The following is a 23,180-nucleotide window of genomic DNA, read 5'->3' as shown; positions in this document are numbered from 1 at the left end:
CGGCTCATCCGCCGTTGGCGGCGACCCGATCCTCGGCGTTGACGCCGAGGCTTTTGAGCTTGCGGTGCAGCGCGCTCCGTTCCATGCCGACGAAATTGGCGGTGCGGCTGATATTCCCGCCGAAACGGTTGAGCTGGGCGAGCAGATACTGCTTCTCGAACAGCTCGCGCGCCTCTCGCAGCGGCAGGGCCATGATCTCGCCCGACCGGTCCGGGCGCAGCACGGGCGGGGCGGCGGCGCCGATATCGGGCGGCAGGTGCTCCGCGCGGATCGGCTCCTTGGCGTCGCCCGGCGCCATGATCAACAGCCAGTCCATCAGGTTGCGCAGCTGACGCACATTGCCCGGCCAGTCATAGGCCTGGAGCACCGCGAGCGCATCCTCGGCCAGATCGCGCAGCGGCAGGCCCGAGGTCTCGGCCGAGCGGGCGAGGAAGTGCCGCGCGAGCAGCGGGATGTCGTCGCGCCGCTCCCGCAGGGCCGGCACGCGCAAGGGCACGACATTGAGGCGGTAGAACAGATCCTCGCGGAACTTGCCGGCCGCGATCTCCGCGCCGAGATCGCGATTGGTGGTGGCGATCACGCGCACATCCACCTTCACCCGCGTCGCCCCGCCGATCCGCTCGAAGGACTGGTCCTGCAACACGCGCACGATCTTGCCCTGGGTCTCGAGCGGCATGTCGGCCACCTCGTCGAGCAGCAGCGTGCCGCCATGCGCGTGTTCCAGCGTGCCGGCGCGGCGCGGCTGCGCCATCGGATCGGCCCCGGCCTCGACGCCGAACAGCTCGTCCTCCAGCCGGCCGGGATTCAGCGTGGCGCAGTTCAGCACCATGAACGGCCCGTCGGCGCGGCGCGAGCGGGCATGGATCATGCGCGCCACGACCTCCTTGCCCGCACCGGCCGGACCCGTGATCAGCACGCGCGAGCCGGTCGGCGCCACCTTCTCGATCGCCGAGCGCAGCTCGCGGATCGCCGCCGAGGCGCCGACCATCTCGGCCTCGGCGCCGGCGCGGAGCCTGAGTTCGCTGTTCTCGCGCTTGAGCTGCGCGGCCTCGATCGCGCGCCGCACCACCAGCAGCAGCCGGTCGGCCTTGAACGGCTTCTCGATGAAGTCATAGGCGCCCTGCTGGATCGCCTGCACCGCGGTCTCGATCGTGCCGTGCCCGGAGATCATCACCACCGGAACGACCGGCTCCTCGCGGTGCATCGCCTCCAGGATCTGAAGCCCGTCCAGCTTGGATCCCTGCAGCCAGACATCGAGGATCACCAGGCTCGGGCGGCGTGCGCGGAACACCGCGAGCGCCTGGTCGCTGTCGGCCGCCTCGCGCGTCTCGTAGCCCTCGTCGCGCAGGATGCCGGTGACGAGCATCCGGATGTCGGGCTCGTCGTCGACGATCAGGATGTCATGCGCCATGGGCCATACGGGGCATCTCGCTCATCGTCTGGGCGGCGGCGGCGAGCGGCAGGGCGAGCACGACGCGCGCGCCCGGTGTGCCGTCCGCCCGGTCCGACAGCACCAGCCGTCCGGCATGGTCTTCCATGATCTTCTTCACAATCGCAAGGCCGAGCCCGGTGCCCTTGGTCTTCCGCGTCACGTAGGGCTCCGTGAGCGTGTCCCGCCCCTCCTCCGGCAGCCCGACTCCGTCGTCCTCGACGACGATTCGGAGCTCTCCGGGCGCCTGTTCGAGCGCGACGCGGATCGCGCCCGCGCCCTCGCGCGCGGCCACCGCGTCGGCGGCGTTGGCCAGCAGGTTGGTCAGCGCCTGGCCGATCAGCCGGCGGTCGCAGGAGACGCGCGGCACCTCGTCCGGCAGGTCAACGGTATAGGCGATCGCGGGGTGGGCGTTGCGCTGCAGGAACACGGTCTGGCGGATGATCTCGCCCGGGTCCTCGGGCCGCAGCACCGGCTGGGGCATGCGCGCGAAGGCCGAGAATTCGTCCACCATCCGGCCGATGTCACCGACCTGGCGGATGATGGTCTCCGTGCAGATGCGGAACGTGTCGGGATCGGAGGCGATCTCGGCGAGATACTTGCGCTTCAGCCGCTCGGCCGAAAGCTGGATCGGCGTCAGCGGATTCTTGATCTCGTGCGCGATCCGCCGGGCGACATCGGCCCAGGCGGCCTGGCGCTGCGCTGCCAGCAGGGCGGTCACATCGTCGAAGGTGACGACGAAGCCGCGCAGCTCGCCGCCCGCCGTCTCGGCGCCGATGCGCACGATCAGGGTGCGGCGGTTCGCCGGCCCGCCGATCCGCACCTCGCCCTGCACGGGCCGGCCGGGCTCGGCGGCCGCGGCGGCGAGCAGGGGCGCGAACTCCGGCACCACCTCGGCGAGCCGGTAGCCGGAGCGCGCGAGCAGATCGAGGCCGAGCAGTTCGCTCGCCGACCGGTTCGGCAGGTCGATGCGCTCCTCGGCGTCCAGGCCGATCACGCCGGCGGAGACGCCGGCGAGCACGCTCTCGGAGAACCGCCGCCGCTCGTCGATCTGGCGATAGGCGTCCATCAGCTCGGCGCGGTTCGCCTCGAGCTGGCCGATCATGCGGTTGAACGCCCGGCTCAGCACGCCGATCTCGTCGTTGGCGCGGCGCTCGGGCACGCGCACGCCGAGGTCGCCCGTGCGCGCGCGCTCGGCCGCGAAGACGAGGCCGGAGATCGGGCGCGCAAGCTGCCCCGCGATCACCAGCCCAATCAGCACGGCCGCGAACAGGATCAGCAGCGCGACCACGGCGTAGACCAGCGCGAAGGTCACCTGCAGCCGGGAGCGGGACTGTTCGAGCTCGCGGTACTGCGCGACGGCCTGCTCGGTGCGCTCCATGTGGCCCAGCACCTGCGCGTCCACCGGTCGCCCGACCAGCAGGAACAGATCGCCCGGCAAGTCGAGTTCGACGACCGCGCGCACGCGTCCGGAGTCGCCGGTCGGCAGCAGCGCGACCTCACCCGATCGCGCGAAGGCGATCGCCCAGGCCGGCATCACCTCTCCCGCCATCGGCGCGATCATGCCCCCCGAGGCGACCAGCCGACCCGACGTGCCGTCGAACACGACGGCCTCGGACAGGCCGCGCGCGGCCGCCTGCCGCTCGACGATCAAGCGGAAGGTCAGCGGCCCTTGGGTCAGGAGCACGGGCGCGGCGCGGTTGAGGTCGGACGCCATCGCCAGCGCCTCGCCGCGCAGCGCCTGCTCGTGCTCGCGCAGATAGGCCTGGGACGCGGAGAGGCTCTCCTCCAGCGCGGTACGCACGCGCTCGTTGAACCAGGCCTCGAGGCCGCGATTGAAGAAGGTCGCGGAAAAGACGGTGACGATGATGGTCGGTGTCACCGCGACCAGACCGAACAGCAGCACGAGGCGGACATGGAGCCGCGAGCCCGCAAGCCCGCGGCGGCGCTCGGCCCAGACGCGCACCACGCGCACCGCGAGCACGGCACCCAGCACCAGCAGCAGCGCGAGATTGGTGTTGACCAGCACGATGATGCTGCCTGGCGGCAGGCTCAGCATGCCGGTGCCTGTGGTCGCGCCGAAGGTCAGCACGCCGGCGGCGAAGGAGGCGAGTGCCAGACCGATCGTCAGCCAGCGCCCGAGCCGCCCGCCCACCAGCGCCGAGCCGATCCGGCGCCAGCGCGGCACGGCAGCATCAGGTTGCGTCACCGGACGGGCGGCGGTCCCGTCCATCGCCCTGGCTCCGATCAGCCGAGGCCGCGCACGACCGGGATCTCGAGCTCCCGGATCTTCTTGCGCAGCGTGTTGCGGTTCAGTCCGAGCACGGCGGCCGCCTTGATCTGGTTGCCGCGCGTCGCGGCCAGGGTGAGGCGGATCAGCGGTCGCTCCACCTCGGCGATGACACGGTCATAGACGCCCGAGGCCGGCAGCCCGTCCTTGTGGCTCGCGAAATAGGCGCGCAGATGCCGCTCGACCGACTGCGCCATGCTTTCGGGCTCCGCCGGCGCGGACGCGGCGGCGGGCGGCGGCGGCGCGGCCTCGGCCAGTTCCGCGCCGATGACGTCCTCGCCGATCGTTTCCTGCGGATACAGCGCGGCGAGCCGGCGCATCAGGTTCTCGAGCTCGCGCACATTCCCCGGCCAGGGATACTCCTTCAGCCGCTCGACCGCCTCGGCCGTGAGCGTCTTCGCGGGCAGCCCTTTCGCCTTGGCCTGGGCGAGGAAGTGCCGCGCCAGCAGCGGGATGTCCTCGGTCCGCTCACGCAACGGCGGCAGGCGCATCGGCACCACGTTCAGTCGGTAGAACAGATCCTCGCGGAACAGACCCTGGCGGATCAGCGCGCGCAGATCGCGGTGCGTCGCCGCGACGATGCGCACGTTCACCCGGATCGGCGTGCGCCCGCCGACGGTGGTGAACTCACCCTCCTGGAGCACGCGCAAGAGCCGCGTCTGCGCCTCGGGCGGCATGTCGCCGATCTCGTCGAGAAACAGCGTGCCGCCATTCGCCTGCTCGAACCGTCCCTGGTTGCGCTGGAGCGCGCCGGTGAAGGCGCCGCGCTCATGGCCGAACAGCTCGCTCTCGATAAGCTCGCGCGGGATCGCCGCCATGTTGACCGCGACGAACGGTGCGCCCCGCCGCGCGCCGTAGTCGTGCAGCGCGCGCGCGACCAGCTCCTTGCCCGTGCCGCTCTCGCCGGTGATCATCACCGTCAGGTCGGTCGTGGTGACCCGCGCGACCGTGCGGTAGATCTCCTGCATCGCCGGCGAACGGCCGACCAGCGGCAGGCGCTCCTCCTCCGCCGGTTCCACCTCGACAGCCGGGGCAGGCGCGGCGAGCGCTCGGCCGACCACGGCGAGCAGCTCGTTCAGGTCGAAGGGCTTCGGCAGATATTCGAAGGCGCCGCGCTGCGCGGCCTTCACCGCGGTGGTGAAGGTCGATTGCGCGCTCATCACGACGATCCGCAGTTCCGGGCGGATGCGGCGGATCCGCGGGATCAGGTCGAGCCCGTTCTCGTCCGGCATCACCACGTCCGTGATGACGAGGTCGCCCTCGCCGTCCTCGACCCAGCGCCAGAGCGTCGATGCGGTGCCCGTGGTGCGCACCTGGTAGCCCGAGCGCGTCAGCGCCTGGCCGAGCACGGTGCGGATCGAGCGGTCGTCGTCGGCCACCAGGATCGTCGCGGTCATGGCGTCTCGCTATCGCTCGCGCCGGGCTGCACGGGCAAATGCACCCGGAAGAAGGTGCGTCCGGGCACCGAGTCGTACTCGATCAGCCCGCCGTGATCCCCCACCAACTTGGCCACCAGCGCGAGCCCGAGTCCGCTGCCCGAACGCTTGCTGGTGACGAAGGGGTCGAACAGGTTGGGGCGGATCGCGTCGGGAATGCCGCTGCCGTTGTCGCGCACGGTGACGACAAGCGGCAGATGCACGCGCCGCCCCTTCCCGCCCACGGCCAGCCGCACGCCGTGCTGATAGGCGGTGATCAGCTCGATCACCCCGCCGGTCTCGGGCAGCGCCTCGGCCGCGTTCTTCACCAGATTGAGGAACACCTGCACCAGCTGGGCGCGGTCGCCCCAGACCGGCGGCAGCGAGGGATCGTAGGTCTCGATGATGCGCGCATGCCGCGCGACCCCGCTCGCGGCGAGCCGGCGCACATGCTCCAGCACCTGGTGGATGTTGACCGGGCCGTGCTCGACCGGCCGGTCGGAGAACACGTCCATCCGGTCCACCAGCGCGCGGATGCGGTCCGCCTCGTCCTGGATGAGCTGGGTGAGCTCGCGATCGGACTCGGGAACGCTCGCTTCGAGGAGTTGGGCCGCGCCGCGGATGCCCGAGAGCGGGTTCTTCACCTCGTGCGCCAGGATGGCCGCCATTCCCGTCACCGAGCGCGCGGCATTGCGGAACCCCATCTGCCGATCGAGCTTCTGCGCGGTCGAGCCGTCGGCGAGCTCGACCACCGCGCAATCCACCGCCTCGCCGAGCGGAGAGACCGTGACCGAGATGCCCTGCTTGGCCAACCGAGGGCTCTCGAAACTCATGTCGTGGTCGGCGACGATCACCGCGCCGTCGAGCGCCTGGGCGAGCATCGCGAACAGCGGATGATCATCGGGCAGCAATTCGGCGAGCCTGGTGCCGGCAAGCGCGGCGGCGGAGAGGCCGAAGAACTGCTCGGCCGCATGGTTCGCGCTGCGGAACCGGCCGGCGCGGTCGAGCACCACCACGGCGGTTGCCATCGCCGCGAGCACCGTCGCCGGATCGGGCTGCGCCGGCTGCGGCCGCAGCAGCCGGACGGGCGCCTCGGCGAGATCCTTGACGGCGGCGAGCGCCCGCCTGCCGCGCGAGGGCTTCATGCCGCGAGCCGCTGCTCGTCCGCCTCGATCAGCGGGCCATAGAACCCGTCGATCAGCGCCTCCACCTCGGGCGCGGTCTCGGCGCGGTTCACCGCGGCGCGGAACTCCGCCGAGCCGGGCAGACCCTTCGAGTACCAGGCGACATGCTTGCGCGCGAGCCGTACTCCGGGGTGCTCGCCGTGATGCGCGAGCATCGCGCGGTAGTGGCCGCGCAGGATGCGCCGCTGCTCGGCGAGTGGCGGGTCCGGCACGCGCTGTCCGGTGCGCAGGAACTGCGCGACCTGGGCGAGGAACCAGGGCCGCCCATAGGCGCCGCGGCCGACCATCACCCCATCCGCGCCCGACCGCGCCATCGCCTCGGAGGCATCCTCCACCGTGACGATGTCGCCGTTCACGATCACCGGCAGGCTCACCGCCTCCTTCACCCGGGCGACGAAATCCCAGTCGGCGTTGCCCGTATAGAACTGCTGGCGCGTCCGACCGTGTACGGTGACCATGCGGATGCCCGACTGCTCGGCGATGCGCGCGATCCGGGGTGCGTTCAGGCTGGCGTGGTCCCAACCCATCCGCATCTTCAGCGTCACCGGGATCGACACCGCGCGCGCGGTCGCCTCGAGGATGCGGCCGGCCTGAACCTCGTCGCGCATCAGCGCCGAGCCGGCGTGCTGGCCGTTCGTCACCTTCTTCACCGGGCAGCCGAAATTGATGTCGATGATCGCCGCCCCGCGGTCCTGGTTCAGCTTCGCCGCCTCGGCCATCGCCTCGGGGTCGCAGCCCGCGAGCTGCACCGCCATCGGCCCCGCGGCCTCGTCGGTCTCGGCCATCTTCAGGGTCTGGCGGTTCTCGCGGATCATCGCCCAGGAGGCGATCATCTCCGACACCACCAGCCCGGCGCCCAGCCGGTGCACCAGCCGGCGGAACGGCAGGTCCGTCACCCCCGACATCGGCGCGAGGATCACCGGCGTCTCGATCACCGCCCCGGGCCCCAGCACGATCGGCGCGAGCGGACCGGGTCGCCGCTGCGGCCGTGGACCGGCTTCTGCGCGCGGCGGCGGCTGATCGGGCGCGTCGTCGGCGCAGCCGCGAGTCTCGGATGCTGGAATGCCCATGATTTGGGCAAACTACCGAACTGCCCTGATCCGTGCAACGCGGTGCCGGTTGTGCGGGCGTCGCCGTCCCCGTAGCGTCCGGCCGCCATGCGGATCGCGGCGCTCATTCTGGCGGCAGGCTCGGGCACCCGGTTCGGGAGCGCCACGCCGAAGCAGTTCGTCGCCATCGGCGGCGTGCCGATCGTCGCGCGCGCGGTCCGGGCCTTCGTCAGCCACCCCCGGATCGGCCGGGTGATGCTCGTGGGCCCCGTGGAGTCCCTTGCCGCCGCGTGTCCTGATTTCCCCAGATCGGGCCTCGTGCCGGGTGGGGCGACCCGCCAGGACAGCGCGCGCGCCGGGCTGGAGGCGCTCGCCGCCGACCCGCCCGACGCCGTGCTGATCCACGACGCCGCGCGTCCGCTGGTGCCCGCACGGGTGATCGACGCCGTCTGCGATGCGCTTGCCGGGGGTGCCGAAGCCGCTCTTCCCGCCCTTCCCGTCACCGATACGCTCAAGCGCGCGGAGGCTGCCATCGTCACGGAGACCGTCCCGCGCGAGGGCCTCTGGCGTGTCCAGACCCCCCAGGGCTTCCGGTTCGGCTCGATCCTCGCCGCGCACCGCGCCGCCGCCGGGCTGTCGCTCACCGATGACGGCGCCGTCGCCGAGGCCGCCGGGATGACCGTCCACCTGGTCCCGGGCTCGGAGGAGAACCTGAAGGTGACCACCCCGGACGACCTCACCCGCGCCGAGGCGCTGCTCGACGCGCGCCTCACGCCCCGCATCGGCACCGGCTTCGACGTGCACCGCTTCGCGCCCGACCGACCGCTGATGCTCTGCGGCATCCACGTGCCACATTCGTTTGGACTTGCAGGATATTCGGACGCCGACGTTGGAATTCACGCCCTCTGCGACGCGATCTACGGCGCGCTCGCCGAGGGCGATATCGGTACCCAGTTCCCGCCCTCCGACAGCACCTGGAAAGACGCCGACAGCGCCCTGTTCCTGAAGCATGCTGCTGATCGCGTCGCCGCGCGTGGCGGGCGCATCGTCCACGCCGATGTCACGCTGATCTGCGAACGGCCCAAGATCGCCCCGCACGCCGCGGCGATGCGCGAACGGCTGGCCGCCCTCATGGGAGTCGACGCCGGCGCGGTCTCGGTGAAGGCGACCACGACCGAACGGCTCGGCTTCACCGGGCGGGGCGAGGGCATCGCCGCCCAGGCGGCCGTCACGGTGCTGCTGCCATGAAGAACGCCAGCGGGGGGCCGCGCTCCCGTTGGTCGCACGGCGCGGCGGTGGCCTGAGCGGTGTCCCGCCCCCTCTACCTGACCCTGGTCGTCCTCTTCGTGCTGACGTGGTCGTCGGCCTTCGTCGCAACCAAGTTTGCGGTCGCGGTCAGTCCGCCCACCCTGTTCCTCGGCATCCGCTTCCTGCTCGCCGGCGCACTGCTGCTCGCCTGGGCCGCCGCGCGACGCGAACTGTCCGGCACGATTCCCTGGCTCACCCTCGCCTGGCTCGGTGTGCTCAACCAGGGCGGCTACCAGGGCCTTGCCTGGAACGCCATGGCCCAGCCGCTCTCCTCGGGCTTGGCCAACGTCATCGCCTCCACCGCGCCGATCGTGGTCGCCGCTCTCGCCGTCCCGCTGCTGGGCGAACGCCTCACCCTGCGCCGCATCCTCGGTCTCGCCCTCGGTTTCGCCGGCGTCGCCTTCCTGGTGCGCCACCGCATCGCGGTGACCGGCGAGAGCGCGCTCGGCGTCGCCCTGATGCTCGGTTCGCTCGGCGCGATGGTCGCCGGCACCATCGCCTTCAAGCGCGTTTCGCCGACCGCGCCTCTGATGGTGGTCGTCGGCGCCCAGCAACTCGCCGCCGGCGCTGCCCTGTTGCCGCTCGGCCTCGCCTTCGAGAACCCCGCCACCATTCAGCTCGGCGTACAATTCGTCGCCGCGATGGCCTGGCAGATCGGCGTCGTCTCCGTGGGCGCGCTGATGCTGTGGTTTCTGCTGCTCCGCCGCGGCAGCGCGGGCTCGGCCACTGCGCTGCATTTCCTGATGCCCCCGGTGGGGCTGATCATGGGCTGGGCGATCCTGGATGAGCCGCTCGGCGCGATCGACCTGCTGGCGATCGTGCCGATCGCGCTCGGCATCCGGCTCGCGACCGCGGTCGAAACCGCGCCCGCTCAGGGCAGATAGGCGGCCTCCAGCAGCGCCACGGTGCGCCCGGCGCCGTCCCGCAGCGCGAGCGTTCGCCCATCGATCCGCCACGAGGCCACCGACCCCAGCACCTCGACGAACAGCCGCTCCTCGGCATCGATCGGCGGCGGACAGGCCATCATCGTCGAGGGGCCGGGACGGAACCGGATCGAATCGCCCGTGATCTCGGCGCCGCCCAGCATCTGGTTGCAGCCGACCGTGCCGGCAAAACGCGGCTGATCCGCCAGCAGAAGCAGATGGGGCTCGCGTCGGCGCTGGCCGGCCGCGAGGTCGACGTTGCGCAGCCGCATGATCCGCCAGTAGGTGTTCCGCAGCGACGGTGCCGTCTCGACGCGGTCGCAGGCCGCGCCCGGATGCACCGCGACGAAGCGATCGACCACCACGGTCGACTGCGTCCCCTCGCCTTCCATGCGCGGCCGCGCCGCGATCCGTCCCTCGACCGTGGCGAGCACGGGGGTCTGCGGCAGTTGCCGTGCCTCCAGATACGCGCGCTGGAGGGCGACGAAATCCGCCTCCATCGCGACCGGGAAGTTCCGCCCCGAGCGGCACTCGGTGAAGCGTGCGGCATCGGCGAAGTAGAGGACCATGCCGCGCAGCGTGAGCTTCGGCTCGAAGGGCGCGAAGCTCTCCGCCCGGTCGAGCTCATAGGGGAGCGCGGACTCGATCCGCTGCCCCTGCGGGTCGAGCATCCGCAGATTCCCGTTGCCGAGGATCTCGAACTGCGGCGCCGGGCTCTCTCCGCCCTCCAGCACCAGTGCCCGGCGGCCGGGATCGACATGCCAGCGCCCGACCATGTCGCGGCTGTCGTCGCGGCCGAGCCAGCTGCGCCGGAGCTGGAAGAACTGGTCCGGCCAGAGATCGAGCTGGTGCCGCACGCCGGGACCCGGGGCCGCGGGCAAGTCGCCGGCGAAGCTGCCGGGCAGAATCAGCCCCGGAGCGGTCGCACGTGGTTCATTCGCTTCGACAGAGGAAGACATCGCACACGCAACGGCGACCATGGCGGCCATCCAACCCCGACGCATCGGCGCTCCCCGTTCGCTCAATCCAATGGCGGCGGTTCTGCCAGAGCGACGGTACCGCGCCCCACGCCGAAACAGTGACCTCGCCGAGACGTGACCCGCGCCTAGCCCCGCGCCCGCATGATCCGCGCCTTGTCCCGCTGCCAGTCGCGCTCCTTGATCACGGCGCGCTTGTCGACCTTGCGCCGCCCCTCGGCGAGCCCGAGCAGCACCTTCGCCCGGCCGCGGTCGTTGAAATGAATCTGCAGCGGCACGAGGGTCGCGCCCTCGCGCGTCACCGCGCCGATCAGCGAACGGAGCTGCTTCCTGTGCACCAGCAGCTTGCGCGGCGCGCGCGGCTCGAAGCGGCTGAGTATGCCGCCCTGGTATTCCGGGATGTAGAGGTTGAACAGCCAGAGCTCGCCGTCGCGCTCGCCCGCCCAGGCCTCGGTCAGGGTCGCGCGGCCGTGCCGGAGGCTCTTCACCTCCGGCCCCTTCAGCACTATCCCGGCCTCGAGCGTCTCCTTGATCGCATAGTCGTGCCGCGCCTTGCGGTTCTGCGCGACCATGCCATGCGCGATCAGGCCCTTCTTCTTCGCGTCCTTCGCCACCGAGAACCCTTGCGTTCGCGCGCAGCCGCCACATCGACCCTGCGCGCACCTGTGGCCCTGTGGGCCAGCGGCATCAGTTCATCAGCCCCGCCTCGACCAGCGCGGAGCGCACCTTCTCCCGGCTCGCGGGCGCGATCGGCGCGAGCGGCAGCCGGCACGTCTCCTCGCACTTGCCGAGCAGATGCGCGGCGTACTTCACCGGCCCCGGCGAGGTCTCGCAGAACATCGCGTCGTGCACCGGGGTGAGCCGGTCCTGAATCCGCGTCGCGGTCGCGACATCGCCCTTCGCCCAGGCGGTCTGCATCTCGGCGCAGAGCCGTGGCGCCACGTTCGCGCTGACGCTGATGCAGCCCACGCCGCCGGCGGCATTGAACGCGAGCGCGGTGTGGTCCTCGCCGGAGAGCTGAATGAAGTCCGCCCCGCAGGTGCGCTTCTGATGCAGCGGTCGCGTCAGATTCGCCGTCGCGTCCTTCACGCCGACGATGTTCGGCAGCTTGGCGAGCCGGCCCATCGTCTCCGGCGTCATGTCCACCGCGGAACGGCCGGGGATATTGTAGATCACGATCGGGATGTCCACGGCTTCGGCGATCGCCTTGAAGTGGAGATAGAGCCCCTCCTGGGTCGGGCGGTTGTAGTAGGGCGTCACCACCAGCGCCCCATCCGCCCCGGCCTTCTTCGCATGGCGCGTCAGGTCGATCGCCTCCTCGGTGCTGTTCGAGCCCGTGCCCGCCATCACCGGCACCTTGCCCTTCGCCACCTCGATGCAGAGCTCGACCACGCGCTTGTGCTCGTCGTGGCTGAGCGTGGGCGACTCGCCGGTGGTGCCCACCGGCACGAGCCCGTGCGTGCCTTCGGCGATCTGCCAGGCGACAAAGTCCTGATAGGCCTTCTCGTCGATCGCGCCGTCCCGGCGCATCGGCGTGATCAGCGCGACGAGCGATCCCTTGAACATGGCGTCGATCTCCCCGAGAGCGCGGCGCGGCGCCGCGTGGGCCGCAAACTGGCCCCTGCACGCCCCCGTGTCCATGGGGCGCTTGTTTTGTTAACCGCGCGGCCTCTACAAGCGAGGCATGCGCGGAGTCCTGAGTCGGCTGCTGCCGCTGCCGCTGCTGGTGCTGCCCGGTCTCGCCGCTGCCCAGCCGCTGAACGACGCCTGTAGGACGGCCCTGACAGCCGCCGCGCAGGGGCGCTGGGCGGAGCCGGCGCGCTGCACCCAGCCCGTGGCGGCCAAGACGATCACCTGGCTCAGGCTGCTCTCCGGCCCGACCAGCGCCGGCGAGCTTGCCCGCTTCATCGCCGAGAACCCCGACTGGCCGCTGCAGGTCACCCTTGCCCGCAGGGCCGAGGAGGTGCACGCCGCGCTGATCGACCATGCCGCCGTGCGGAGCTGGTTCACCCGCCATCCGCCGACGGGAGTGAACGGCCGGTTGCGCTATGCCGAGGCGCTGGAGGCTGCGGGCGACCGTGCCGGTGCGGTCCGGCTGCGCCGCTCCGTCTGGGTGGACCTGCCGGGCAACGCGGCCGAGGAGCGTCGTTTCCTCGAACAGCATGCCGCCATCCTCCGCCCCGAGGACCATTGGGCGCGGGCGGACCGCCTCACCTGGGCGCGCGACGCCGAGGGCGCGCGCCGGCTGCTGGATCGCGTGCCGCCCGCCCGCCAGGCGGTGCTGCGCGCGCGGCTGGAGGCGTTGTCCGGCTCGGCCGGCGATTTCGGCTTCACGCCCGAGCACCGCCGCGACCCGGTGGTGTTCTTCGAGCGCGCCCGCGCGCTGCGCCAGCAGGACCGCGACACCGAGGCCGCGCGGTTCTGGCTCGCCGAGGGCGCGGCCGCGCAGAAGGCCGCCGCCGAGGAACGGCAGGGCCAGTTCTGGTCCGAGCGCCACATCATCATCCGGCGGCTGATCCGCCTGAGCGACGCGCCGACCGCCTACCGGATCGCCGCCGGGCATGGGCTGACCGATCGCGGTTCGGTCGATTTCCTGGAGGCCGAGTTCCTCGCCGGCTGGATCGCGCTGCGCAAGCTCGGCCGCCCCGAGGATGCGCTGCGGCATTTCACGGCGCTGGAGCAGGCGGCGACCGCGCCGATCAGCGTCAGCCGCGGCGCCTACTGGCGCGGCCGCGCGCTGCTCGCCGCCCAGCGTGCGGAGGAGGCCCAGGCCGCCTATCGCGCCGCGGCCGAGCATCCCCTCACCTTCTACGGCCAGCTCGGCGCGCTCGCCGCCGGCGAGTCCGAGTCGTCGTTGCGCGCACGCATCGCCGCGCTCTCGGATCCCGAGGCCGATCCGGATCACGCGGCGCTGTGGGAACGGCGCGAGCTCGCCCAGGCGGCGCGGCTGCTGGTCGAGGTCGGCGAGCCGCGGCGCGCGCGCCAGGTGCTGCTCCAACTCGCCGATCTCGCGCCCGATCCGATCGATCGCGCGCTCGCCGCGCGGCTCGCGGTCCGGCTGGGCCAGGAGGACACGGCCGTCTGGATCGCGCGCCGGGTGATGGCCCGGCACGGCACGGTGCTGCCTCAGGCCGGCTGGCCGACGCCGTTCAGCCCGCCGCCGGAGGTCGAGCCTGCCTTGGCCCTCGCGCTGATCCGCCAGGAGAGCAACTTCGAGACGAACGCCGTCAGCCCCGCCGGTGCGCGCGGACTGATGCAGCTCATGCCGGCCACCGCGCGGGCGATGGCGCGCGAGCTCGGCGAACCGTCGCTCGCCGGCCGGCTGTTCGAGCCGCTGGCCAACATGCGGCTCGGCACCGCCTATCTCGCCAAGCGGCTCGAGGATTTCGACCGTGCGGTGCCGCTCGCCCTCGCCGCCTACAACGCGGGCGCGCACCGGGTGCGCCAATGGCTGAACCTGCATGGCGATCCGCGCGTGGGCGAGACCGATCCGATCGACTGGATCGAGCTCATTCCGTTCAACGAGACGCGCAACTACGTGATGCGGGTGATCGAGAGCCAGACCATCTATCAGGCGCGCGCGGGTGCGGGCTCCGCGCATCCCGTGCTGGTGATGAGCCGATGAGCGATCGCCTCGCCGCCACCCGTGCCGTGGTGTTCTCGGGTTACGGCACGGTGTTCGACAGCATCGGCGCCGTGCTGCGCGCCTCGGACGTGCTCGGCGAGAAGGCGGGCCCGCTCGCGCGGCTCTGGCAGGCCAAGCGGTTCGAGTACGCTTGGCTTTCGACCATCACCGGTCGGCGCATCGATCTCTGGGAGGTGACGGGCGAGGCGCTCGATCACGCGCTCGCGGTCACGGGCTTCGGCAAGAACCCGCTCCTGCGCGCCCGGCTCATGCAGGGCCAGTTGCAGGCGCCCCCTTTCCCCGACATCCGCGCCGTGTTGCACGCGCTCAAGAGCGCGCGCGGCCGCCAGGTCGGGCTGCTCAGCAATGCCTCCGTCACGATGCTGACCGCGGCGGTGAAGGCGGGCGACCTCTACCCGCTGTTCGATGCGCTGATCAGCGCCGAGCCGACCGGCCTGTTCAAGCCCGCCCCCGAGGTCTATGCGCTCGCGCCCGGCCGGTTCGGCGTGGCGCCCGCCGAGATCGCCTATGTCTCGGCCCATCCGTGGGATGTCGCGGGGGCAACGGCGGCGGGACTGACCGCGATCTGGCTCAACCGCGGTGAGGCACGCGCCGAGTTCGCCTGGGCACCGCCCGTCGAGACCATCACCACGCCGGAGGCGCTGCCGGCGCTGCTCGCGGGCACGGCCGAAGCGGCGTGAGCGGGGCGGTCCGGCGGGTCTCGGCCGCGGACGGGCTTGGCATCGCGGTGCGGATCTGGGGCGAGCGCACGGGGCGCACACCCCTGCTCTGCCTGCCGGGCATGGTCCGCACGGGCGGAGACTTCGGCCGCGTCGCGCTGCGCCATGCTGCCCGGCGGCTCGTTGTCGCGCCGGATTATGTCGGGCGCGGACTTTCGGATCGCGCGCGCGACTGGTGCCGCTACCGCGCGGAGCGAACGCTCGGTGATGTGCTGGATGTCTGCGCCGCCCTGCACGTCCCGCGCGCGGTCGTGCTGGGCACGTCGCTCGGCGGGTTGCTGGCGATGGGGCTCGCGGCCGCGCGGCCGGGGCTGGTTGCGGCGGTGATGCTGAACGACATCGGCCCGGAGGTCGGCGGCAGCGGCCTCGACTTCGTGCGCGGCTTCATCGGCGGCCGCCACACCCAGCCGGACCTGGAGCATGCAGCCGACTTCCTGCGTCGGACGCTGCCCTGGCTGTCGCTCACCACGGCGGAGGAGTGGCGCGAATTCGCCGCGCTGACCTTCGCGCGTGATCCGGACGGGCGCTGGTCGGCGAACTGGGACCCGGCGATCGCGCGGACGCTGGACGGACGGGTCCTGCCCGATCTCTGGCCCCTGTTCGGCGCGCTCCGGCGCGTTCCCCTGCTGCTCGTGCGCGGCGGAGCGAGCGACATCCTCTCGGCCGAGACGGCCGCGCGCATGCGCGCGCGCCGGCCCGACATGGCGGAACTGGTGCTGCCCGGTATCGGCCACGCGCCGACGCTGTCGGAACCGGAGATCGCGCCAGCGCTCGATGCCTGGATCGAGGCGCAGCCGTGACGCGCGCGATCGCCTCGCTGCTCGGCGCGGGGTTCCTTCGGCCCGGTCCCGGCACCTGGGGTTCCATCGCTGCCGTTGTGCCCGGCGCGGCGCTGCTTGCGCTTGCCGGCCCGCTGACGGTGGCGGCCGGTGCCGTGCTCCTGACGGCGCTCGGCTGGTGGGCGACGACGCGGGAACTGGCACGCACAACGGACGCCGACCCGCAGTGGATCGTGATCGACGAGGCCGCCGGGATGTGGGTCGCGCTCGCCGGCCTGCCGGCCTTCGGCTGGGCCGGCGTGCTGGCCGCCTGCGTGCTGTTCCGGCTGTTCGACATCGCCAAGCCCGGCCCGGTCGGCTGGGCCGATCGCCAGGGCGGCGCGACCGGGGTGATGCTGGATGATCTGCTCGCCGGCGCGCTTGCCGCGCTCGTGCTTGTCGCCCTTGCGTTCGTCCTGCCGACGGAGTGGTTCCCATGATCGACCCCGCATTGCTGACGCAGGCCGAGGCGCTGCTCGCGCTCTATCGCGCGCGTGGGCTTCGTCTCGTCACGGCGGAGAGCTGCACCGGCGGGCTGATCGCGGCCACGCTGACCGCGATCGCGGGTTCGTCCGACGTGGTCGAACGCGGCTTCGTCACCTACTCGAACGAGGCGAAGGCGGAGATGCTCGGCCTCGATCCCGGGCTGATCGCCGAGGTCGGCGCGGTGAGCGAGCAGGTCGCGCATGCGATGGTCGTTGGCGCGCTCAAACGCAGCCGCGCAGACGTGGCACTCAGCGTCACCGGCATCGCGGGCCCCGGCGGGGCAACAGCGACCAAGCCCGTGGGGCTGGTGTTCCTCGGCGTGCAGCGCCGGGGCTCCGAGCCCGTGGTCCAGCGGCACGTGTTCTCCGGGGATCGGGCAGCGGTCCGCGAAGCGAGTGTCGCCGCCGCGTTCCGACTGGCGCGGGCCGCGGCTCAGTCCTGAGGCCAGACCGGCGCGCGCTTCTCCAGGAACGCGCCGATGCCCTCCTTCGACGCCTGCGCCAGCAGTTGCTCGACCATCACCCGCGCGGCATCCGCATAGGCATCCGACAGAGAGAGTCCTTCCTGGCGCAGGAACGCCGCCTTGCCGCCCTGCACCACGCTCGCGGGCCGTTCGGCGATCCCCGCGGCCAGCGCCTTGGCCTCGGCGAGCGCCTGCCCCTCGCCCACGACGCGGTTGACGAGGCCGATGCGCTGCGCGTGCGCGGCGTCATAGAGGTCGCCCGTGTAGAGCATCTCCAGCGCGTCGCGGCGTGCGACCGCGCGCGACAGCGCCACCGCCGGGGTGGCGCAGAACAGGCCGATGTTCACGCCCGGGGTGCAGAACCGCGCGCGCGGATCCGCGATCGCGAGGTCGCAGGACGCGACGAGCTGGCAGCCCGCCGCCGTGGCGATGCCGTTCACCGCGGCGATCGTGGGTTTGGGACACGTCGCGACCGCCTGCATCACTTCGGCGCAGCGCGTCATGGTGGTCTCGAAGAACGCCTCGCCGCGATCGGGATCGTTGCGCGCCTCGGTGAGTTCGCGCAGGTCGTGCCCGGCGCAGAACCCCGGACCCGAACCGGTGATCACCACCGCCTTCACCGCGCCGTCGCCGGCCAGCGCCGCCAGCGTTTCCGCCAGCGCGTCGAGCAGCGCGAGCGAGAGCGCATTGCGCGCCGCCGGACGGTTCAGCGTCAGCGTCGCGACACCCGCGTCGTCCTCGCGCAGCAGCAGATCAGCCATCGCGCGTCCCTCCGCCAAGGCCAGCGACCGCGTCGATGAAGCGGTCGAGCTCGTCCTCGGTGTTGTAGGCATGCGGCGAGGCGCGCACCAGTTCGGCGAGCCCGCGCGGTTCCATGTCCCAGCGCGCGAAGGGCGCGGTCGAGACCGAGGTGTTGATGCCCTGCGCGCGCAGCCGCGCCGAGGCCTCGCGCGCCGTCATCCCCGGCACGGTGAAGGTGACGATGCCGCAGCGCTCGCGCCCGAGATCGTGCACCGCCACGCCGGGCAGCGCGGCGAGCCGGTGGCGCAGCGTCTCCGCCAGCCCACCGATCCGCGCCGCCATCGCCACGATGCCGACCGCGAGCGCATAGTCCGCCGCCGCGCCGAGCCCGAGCCGGTTCGCGACCGCGCTCTCCCAGAACTCGAACCGCGTCGCGCCCGCCTCGATCGCGTAGTCGCGCGGCCCGGTCCAGCGCGCGGAGTGGAGATCGAGGAAGGGCGGGCGCAGCCGGTCGAGCAGCGCGCGCCGCACGTAGAGGAACCCGGTGCCGCGCGGGCCGCGCAGGAACTTCCGGCCCGTGGCGGACAGCATGTCGCAGCCGATCGCCCCGACATCGATCGGCAGCTGCCCGACCGACTGGCAGGCATCGAGCAGGAACGGGACGCCATGCGCGCGCGCCACCGCGCCGATCGCCGCCGCCGGGTTCACCAGCCCGCCATTGGTCGGCACATGCGTGACCGCGATCAGCTTCGTGCGCGCATCGATCATGCGCGCGAGCGCCTCGACGTCGAGCGCGCCGTCGGCATCCGACGGCACCACCTCCACCACCACGCCGCGGGCGCGCGCGAGATGCAGGAACGCGATCACGTTCGAGGCGTACTCCGCGCGCGCCGTCAGGATGCGGTCGCCTTCCCGCAGATCGAAGGCGTGGAACCCGAGCGTCCAGGCCTGGGTCGCGCTCTCGACCAGCGCGATCTCGTCCGGCGCGGCGCCGATCAGCCGCGCGATCGAGGCATAGACCGCCTGCACGCGCTCTGCGGCCTCGTCGGCCGCCTCGTAGCCGCCGATCTCGGCCTCGCGCCGCAGATGGCCGATCACGGCATCGAGCACCGGCGTCGGCGGCAGCGCCGCACCCGCGTTGTTCAGGTGCAGCACCCGTGCGCAGCCCGGGGTGTCGGCGCGCAGCCGCGTCACATCGATCCCGGTCCCGTCGCGCGGCATCAATCGACCGGCACGGCGAGGTCGCCGGTGTGGCCGGCGGCGAGCGTCACCGCGCTCTCGCGCCAGGCGCCGTCCACCCGCACGCGCAGCACATAGGCGCCCGCTGGGAGGGTGAAGCGGCCGGTCGCCGCACCCGAGCTTGCGATGCGGCGGAGCCGCCCGTCGGGCTCGCGCACCGCCACTTCCCACAGCACGCCCCCGAGCGGACGGCCGCCGCGCGTCGCGGTGACGGCGACCTGTGCCGCGTTCAGCACGATCTCCTGGGTCACGGTCTGGCCCGCGGGGACGAACACGTCCGCCTCCGCCTCGGCCTCGCCGGCGCGGAAGCGCAGCCGGTAGGAGCCCTGCACCAGCCGGAACTGGGGGTCGCGCGCGCCGGATGTCGCGACACTCTCGCCCGGCCGCGCGCCCGGCACCTCGTCGGCGAGCACGGTCCAGTTTCCGCCCGTCTGCGCCCCGCCCGGAGCGAGCAGGCCGCGGGTGCGCAGCGTGCCGATGTTGAGCACCACGCGATGCACCTGCTCGGCGCCCGTGACATCGAAGCGTTCGGCGACCCGCGCGGTGCCGGCGATCACCCTCGCCTCGTAGCGCCCCGCCGGCACGCGCAGGCTCGGCTGCGCGCGGCCGTCGCCGCTGATCACCGTGCGCGGCGGGTCGGTCAGCGCGACGAGCGCCCAGGTGCCGACCGGAACGCTGGGGCCGCCGTCGATCTCGGCCGCTTCCAAGGTCAGGTTGGTCTCGGTCGGTGCGGCGGGCGGCGGCGGAGCGACGGCAGGTGCCGGCGGCGGCGCGGTCGCGGTGACTGCGGCGAGAGCGGCGGCGAGATCGCCGGCCGAGGCGGCGGCGACGAAACGGCCGCCCGTGGCCTCGGCGATGCAGGCGAGCTGCGCCTGGGCGGAGGGCTCGGCGACGTCGAAGCCGATCACGTGCACCACCAGTTCCGCGGCCGTCGCCTTCAGCGCGCGCGCCGCCCCGCACGGGTCGGGATGGCAGGTCTCGATCCCGTCCGAGAGCAGGATGATCCGGGCCGGCCGGTCGCTGGCGCCGAGCGTCTCGGCCGCACGGGTGATGGCGGCGGTGAGCGGCGTGCGGCCGCGCGGCGTCAGGCCTGCCGCGCGCGCGGCGAACCCCGCCGGATCGACCGGCCCCGGCGGCAGCACCAGCTCGATGTCGCCGCAATCGCCTGGGCGGCGATGGCCGAATGCCATCAGCCCCATGCGGGTGCCGGCAGGCAACGCACGCGCGAGAACCGCCACCGCCTCGCGGGCGATCACGATCTTGGGCCGGCCGTCCACCCGGCCCCACATCGAGTTCGAGGCGTCCAGGATCAGCAGGGCGTCAGGTGCCTGGGCCGCGGCCGGTGTGGCGGCCAGCGCGGCGAGCAGGGCGAGGGCGGCGCGCATGGCGGGGATGCTAGACCGGCGCGGCAGCGGCGGTCACCGCCGCAGGATGGCCCGGATCGCGGACGCCGCCTCCTCGACCATCGCCGCCGAGACGTCGAGATGCGTGCAGGCGCGCGCACGGCCGTTCAGCACGCTGATCCAGATCCCCTGCTCGGCGAGCTTCGCCGCCAGCGTCGCGGCGGAGGTGCCGGTTCCGGACGGATCGAAGAAGACGAGGTTGGTGTCCGGCTGCTGCACCACCACGCCGTCGATCTGGGCAAGCGCGCGGGCGAGCGACTTCGCGTTGGCGTGGTCCTCGGCCAGCCGCTCGACATTGTGGTCGAGGGCGTAGAGGCAGGCGGCGGCGCAAATGCCGCCCTGGCGCATCGAGCCGCCCATGCGCTGCTTCCAGCGCCAGGCCTCGTCGATGAACCGCGCCGAACCCGCGAGCACCGCGCCGAGCGGCGCACCCAGCCCCTTGGTGAAGTCGAGCCAGACGGAGTCGTAGCCGGCGGTCATCTCGGCGGGCGTCACGCCTGCGGCGACACAGGCATTCATCAGCCGCGCGCCGTCCATGTGCGTCGCGAGGCCCGCGTCATGCGCGATCGCGGCGACCGCATCGAGCTGGGCCTTCGGCCACACCGCGCCGCCGCCGATATTGGCGGTCTGCTCCACCTCGACCAGCGCCTGGTTGGCGGCGTAGCGGCCCTTCGGCGTGATCGCGGCCTTCAGCGCCTCGGGTGTGAACATGCCCCGCTCGCCCTTGAGCGCGCGCACGCCGGCGCCCGCATTGGCCCACGGCCCGCCATGCTCGCTGGTGACGATGTGCGCGGTCTCGTGCGCGATGATCTCGTCACCCGGCCGGCAATGCACGCGGATCGCGATCTGGTTGCACATCGTGCCGGAGGGCAGGAACACCGCCGCCTCCTTGCCGAGCAGCGCGGCCATCCGATCGCAGAGCGCCCACACGGTCGGATCGTCGCCGTGCTGCTCGTCGCCCACCTCGGCCGCCATCATCGCCGCCTTCATCGCCGCGGACGGTTTCGTCTGCGTGTCGGAATAGAGGTTGATCCGCACGGGCGGCAGGCACGGATCGGGCTTGCGCGGCGTGTAGTGCAGGGCGGTGTCGGTCGCGACCATGGGAACTCCTTGCGAAGGCCGGGAAGAAAGCAAGGAGGGAGGCGCTTGGCTACCCCGCTAGGCGCTTCTCCATGAAGACCCGGGCGAAGCCGTGCTCGATGCCGCGGCCGATCTCGGCGTAGCCGAGGGCGCGGTAGAGGGCGATGTTCCGTTCCATGCGCTGATGCGTGTAGAGCCGGATCGCGCCGTGGCCGCGCCGCTGCGCCTCGGCCTCGGCGAAGCGGATCAGCCGCCGTCCAAGCCCCTTGCCGGCATAGGCGGGCGCGGTCGCGACATTGTCGAGCCAGAACGCGCCGTCCTTCTCCTCGATCACCACCAGGCCAGCGAGCGCGCCGGACGGTTCGGCGACGACGTGCGCCTCGCCCCGGGCGATGCGGACGGCGTAGTCGTCGTCCATCGGGCCGGGACGCTGGCCGACCACCGGCACCCAGGGCGCATAGGCCGCCTCGACCAGGGATGCGACGGCGTCCGCCTCGTCGGCGCGCGCGGGGCGGACAGGCGCGTAGTTGCGCGTCCAGATCGCCGTGGCCGAGGGCCGCGCGGCGGTCGTGCGCACCACCTTGGCGATGCGCGGACAGTGGGCGTCAACCCACGCGGCCGGGCCGTTGCCCCAGCGGCTCATCACGAGGATCTGGACGTCAAGCGCCGAGAAGGTCTCGCCGAGCGCATAGGGCCCCAGGCCGAGTTGGCCGTCGAGCAGCGCCCAGAGGCGCCGGGTCTCCGCCATCGCCGACTCGCGCACGGCCGGCGCGCCGGCCGGATCGGTGGTGTAGCGCTCCGGATAGTCGAACCGGCCGACCGCGCCGTAGAGCTCGCCGGCGAGGAACGCCATCCAGCGGAGTGCGGTGGCACGGGCCGCGGTGGCCGGCGGTGGCAGCAGCCGGGCCTCCGGGAAATGCTCGGCCAGGACCAGCATGCCGGCGAGGCTTTCGGTCACCAGCGTCCCGTCCGGTGCAACCAGAGCGGGCAGACGCCGCATCGGATTGATCGCCGCGAACGTCGGTCCAAGCTGCTCGTCGCGCGCGATCGACACGGGGCGGAACGCGACATCCGCCCCCGCCTCGTTCAGCAGGATCTCGAGGATCGCCGCCCCCGAGTTCCAATCCCCGTAAAGGGTCCAGATCATGCGCCACCCTCGCCGGGCTGCGCCGGAACGTCCAACGCGAAAGCGTGATCGGACGCATCAGCGCCGCGCGGCGTCATCATTTCGTCAAGCACCGCGCCGAGACTTGCCCAAGAGGCCGCGGATGCTTCAGACTGCACAACCAAAAGGCGTAAGACCCATCCACCGTGAGGGAGTTGCCGATGAACCTTCAGCAGCGGCTCATGACCTTGACTGGCCGTCACGCTGCTCTTGAGGAGCAGCTCTCGGTCGAGATGACCCGCCCCCGCGCCGATGAGGCGACGGTCTCGAAGATCAAGCGCGAGAAGCTGAGGCTGAAGGAGGAGATGGAGCGGCTGAGGAAGGATCTCGCCCTGACCTGACGGCCGGCCCCCGGCTCAGCCGCCGGGGCTCGGCAGCGGCCTGCCGGCGGGCTGGGTGTCCGCCGGCCCGTAAATCCGCCGCGCCCGACGCTCGAAGGCGTGGACCATCAGCCGCACGGCCTCGTTGAACACGAGCCCGATCGCGGCCTGCAGGATCTTCGAGCGGAACTCGAAATCGACGTAGAAATCCACCAGCGTTCCGTCGTTCTCCGGGATGAAACGCCAGTGGTTGTTAAGGTAGCGGAACGGCCCCTCCAGGTAGCGCACGTGGATGTGGTTGGGCCGCTCCAGCGTCACGTGGCTGGTGAAGCGCTCGCGGAACACCTTGAAGCCGATCACCAGGTCGGCGACCAGCAGCGTCTCGGTCCGCTCGCGCACGCGCGCGCCGACGCACCAGGGCAGGAACTCGGGGTAGCGGCCGACATCCGCGACCAGATCGAACAGCTGGTCGGGGGCGTAGGGCATGAACTGCTTCTGCGCGTGCGTCGGCATCGCGGCTCAATC

22 protein-coding genes are annotated in these 23,180 nt (G+C 72.2%); 8 read left to right on the top strand and 14 right to left on the bottom strand.

Going from position 1 to position 23,180, the window contains the following annotated elements:
- Window positions 1-4: 4 nt before the first annotated feature.
- From ntrX to dusB, 5 genes are read right to left on the bottom strand one after another with little or no spacing between them, the layout of a single operon-like run.
- A complete protein-coding gene (gene ntrX, locus F563_RS0108705; RefSeq protein WP_019014279.1) occupies window positions 5-1,411 on the bottom strand; it encodes a nitrogen assimilation response regulator NtrX in 1,407 nt (468 codons plus the stop codon).
- Complete coding sequence (locus F563_RS22090; protein WP_019014278.1) at window positions 1,401-3,662, bottom strand: sensor histidine kinase NtrY-like; 2,262 nt, start codon at window positions 3,660-3,662, stop codon at window positions 1,401-1,403. The genes ntrX and F563_RS22090 overlap by 11 nt, the downstream gene beginning before the upstream one ends.
- Before the next feature lie 14 nt (window positions 3,663-3,676).
- Window positions 3,677-5,116 carry a nitrogen regulation protein NR(I) gene (ntrC, locus tag F563_RS0108695; RefSeq protein ID WP_019014277.1) on the bottom strand — a complete coding sequence of 480 codons (1,440 nt, stop codon included), beginning with the start codon at window positions 5,114-5,116 and terminating at the stop codon, window positions 3,677-3,679.
- Entirely contained in the window at window positions 5,113-6,279 is a 1,167-nt protein-coding gene (locus F563_RS0108690; protein ID WP_019014276.1) for a two-component system sensor histidine kinase NtrB, read from the bottom strand. Before F563_RS0108690 ends, ntrC begins: the two co-directional genes overlap by 4 nt.
- Window positions 6,276-7,223: a tRNA dihydrouridine synthase DusB gene (dusB, locus tag F563_RS0108685; RefSeq protein ID WP_245557116.1), complete on the bottom strand. Its 948-nt coding sequence runs from the start codon at window positions 7,221-7,223 to the stop codon at window positions 6,276-6,278. Before dusB ends, F563_RS0108690 begins: the two co-directional genes overlap by 4 nt.
- Window positions 7,224-7,475: 252 nt before the next feature.
- Between dusB and F563_RS0108680 the strand changes: the two genes are divergently transcribed.
- Both F563_RS0108680 and F563_RS22085 read left to right on the top strand, forming a co-directional pair.
- Window positions 7,476-8,615 carry a bifunctional 2-C-methyl-D-erythritol 4-phosphate cytidylyltransferase/2-C-methyl-D-erythritol 2,4-cyclodiphosphate synthase gene (locus tag F563_RS0108680; RefSeq protein ID WP_019014274.1) on the top strand — a complete coding sequence of 380 codons (1,140 nt, stop codon included), beginning with the start codon at window positions 7,476-7,478 and terminating at the stop codon, window positions 8,613-8,615.
- A gap of 59 nt (window positions 8,616-8,674) precedes the next feature.
- On the top strand, window positions 8,675-9,559 hold the full coding sequence (locus tag F563_RS22085; RefSeq protein WP_019014273.1) for a DMT family transporter: 885 nt from the start codon (window positions 8,675-8,677) through the stop codon (window positions 9,557-9,559).
- On the opposite strand, the gene F563_RS23890 is transcribed toward F563_RS22085, so the two are convergent.
- From F563_RS23890 to dapA, 3 genes are all read right to left on the bottom strand, one after another.
- Window positions 9,547-10,479 carry an META domain-containing protein gene (locus F563_RS23890; RefSeq protein WP_162140583.1) on the bottom strand — a complete coding sequence of 311 codons (933 nt, stop codon included), beginning with the start codon at window positions 10,477-10,479 and terminating at the stop codon, window positions 9,547-9,549. The genes F563_RS22085 and F563_RS23890 overlap by 13 nt on opposite strands.
- Before the next feature lie 224 nt (window positions 10,480-10,703).
- Entirely contained in the window at window positions 10,704-11,147 is a 444-nt protein-coding gene (gene smpB / locus F563_RS0108660; protein WP_051089360.1) for an SsrA-binding protein SmpB, read from the bottom strand.
- A gap of 115 nt (window positions 11,148-11,262) precedes the next feature.
- Window positions 11,263-12,141: a 4-hydroxy-tetrahydrodipicolinate synthase gene (dapA, locus tag F563_RS0108655; RefSeq protein WP_019014270.1), complete on the bottom strand. Its 879-nt coding sequence runs from the start codon at window positions 12,139-12,141 to the stop codon at window positions 11,263-11,265.
- A 118-nt stretch (window positions 12,142-12,259) separates the two neighbouring features.
- Here dapA and F563_RS22070 point away from each other — a divergent pair, with 118 nt between their 5' ends.
- The 5 genes from F563_RS22070 to F563_RS0108630 are packed head-to-tail and all read left to right on the top strand — an operon-like array spanning window position 12,260 to window position 16,686.
- Window positions 12,260-14,200 carry a lytic transglycosylase domain-containing protein gene (locus F563_RS22070; protein ID WP_019014269.1) on the top strand — a complete coding sequence of 647 codons (1,941 nt, stop codon included), beginning with the start codon at window positions 12,260-12,262 and terminating at the stop codon, window positions 14,198-14,200.
- The gene (locus tag F563_RS0108645; protein WP_019014268.1) at window positions 14,197-14,901 is read left to right on the top strand and encodes a haloacid dehalogenase type II; all 705 of its coding nucleotides are present in this window, start codon (window positions 14,197-14,199) and stop codon (window positions 14,899-14,901) included. Before F563_RS22070 ends, F563_RS0108645 begins: the two co-directional genes overlap by 4 nt.
- Complete coding sequence (locus tag F563_RS0108640; RefSeq protein ID WP_019014267.1) at window positions 14,898-15,740, top strand: alpha/beta fold hydrolase; 843 nt, start codon at window positions 14,898-14,900, stop codon at window positions 15,738-15,740. The genes F563_RS0108645 and F563_RS0108640 overlap by 4 nt, the downstream gene beginning before the upstream one ends.
- Window positions 15,737-16,198, top strand: a complete 462-nt coding sequence (locus F563_RS0108635) for a phosphatidylglycerophosphatase A family protein (RefSeq protein ID WP_019014266.1) — start codon at window positions 15,737-15,739, stop codon at window positions 16,196-16,198. The genes F563_RS0108640 and F563_RS0108635 overlap by 4 nt, the downstream gene beginning before the upstream one ends.
- Entirely contained in the window at window positions 16,195-16,686 is a 492-nt protein-coding gene (locus F563_RS0108630) for a CinA family protein (RefSeq protein ID WP_019014265.1), read from the top strand. The genes F563_RS0108635 and F563_RS0108630 overlap by 4 nt, the downstream gene beginning before the upstream one ends.
- Here the strand turns inward: F563_RS0108630 and F563_RS0108625 are convergent.
- From F563_RS0108625 to F563_RS24395, 5 genes are read right to left on the bottom strand one after another with little or no spacing between them, the layout of a single operon-like run.
- Window positions 16,677-17,468, bottom strand: a complete 792-nt coding sequence (locus F563_RS0108625) for an enoyl-CoA hydratase (RefSeq protein WP_019014264.1) — start codon at window positions 17,466-17,468, stop codon at window positions 16,677-16,679. The genes F563_RS0108630 and F563_RS0108625 overlap by 10 nt on opposite strands.
- The gene (locus tag F563_RS0108620) at window positions 17,461-18,669 is read right to left on the bottom strand and encodes an aminotransferase class V-fold PLP-dependent enzyme (protein WP_019014263.1); all 1,209 of its coding nucleotides are present in this window, start codon (window positions 18,667-18,669) and stop codon (window positions 17,461-17,463) included. The genes F563_RS0108625 and F563_RS0108620 overlap by 8 nt, the downstream gene beginning before the upstream one ends.
- A complete protein-coding gene (locus F563_RS23885; protein WP_019014262.1) occupies window positions 18,669-20,072 on the bottom strand; it encodes a vWA domain-containing protein in 1,404 nt (467 codons plus the stop codon). Before F563_RS23885 ends, F563_RS0108620 begins: the two co-directional genes overlap by 1 nt.
- A gap of 33 nt (window positions 20,073-20,105) precedes the next feature.
- Window positions 20,106-21,191, bottom strand: coding sequence for a threonine aldolase family protein (locus tag F563_RS0108610; protein WP_019014261.1), 1,086 nt, complete (start codon window positions 21,189-21,191; stop codon window positions 20,106-20,108).
- Window positions 21,192-21,240: 49 nt separating this feature from the next.
- Window positions 21,241-22,317: a GNAT family N-acetyltransferase gene (locus F563_RS24395; protein ID WP_019014260.1), complete on the bottom strand. Its 1,077-nt coding sequence runs from the start codon at window positions 22,315-22,317 to the stop codon at window positions 21,241-21,243.
- Between the two features lie 179 nt (window positions 22,318-22,496).
- On the opposite strand from F563_RS24395, the gene F563_RS0108595 reads away from it, so the two are divergent.
- Window positions 22,497-22,676 (top strand): YdcH family protein, encoded by a 180-nt coding sequence (locus tag F563_RS0108595; protein WP_019014259.1) that lies wholly within the window; start codon window positions 22,497-22,499, stop codon window positions 22,674-22,676.
- A 15-nt stretch (window positions 22,677-22,691) separates the two neighbouring features.
- Here the strand turns inward: F563_RS0108595 and F563_RS0108590 are convergent, their stop codons facing one another.
- A complete protein-coding gene (locus F563_RS0108590) occupies window positions 22,692-23,168 on the bottom strand; it encodes a type II toxin-antitoxin system RatA family toxin (RefSeq protein WP_019014258.1) in 477 nt (158 codons plus the stop codon).
- Window positions 23,169-23,180 lie beyond the last annotated feature (12 nt).

Origin of the sequence: Elioraea tepidiphila DSM 17972 (assembly GCF_000378465.1) — a bacterium.
In the GTDB taxonomy this organism is placed as follows: Bacteria; Pseudomonadota; Alphaproteobacteria; order Acetobacterales; family Acetobacteraceae; genus Elioraea; species Elioraea tepidiphila.
This window is presented reverse-complemented; position numbering and strand designations above follow the sequence as displayed.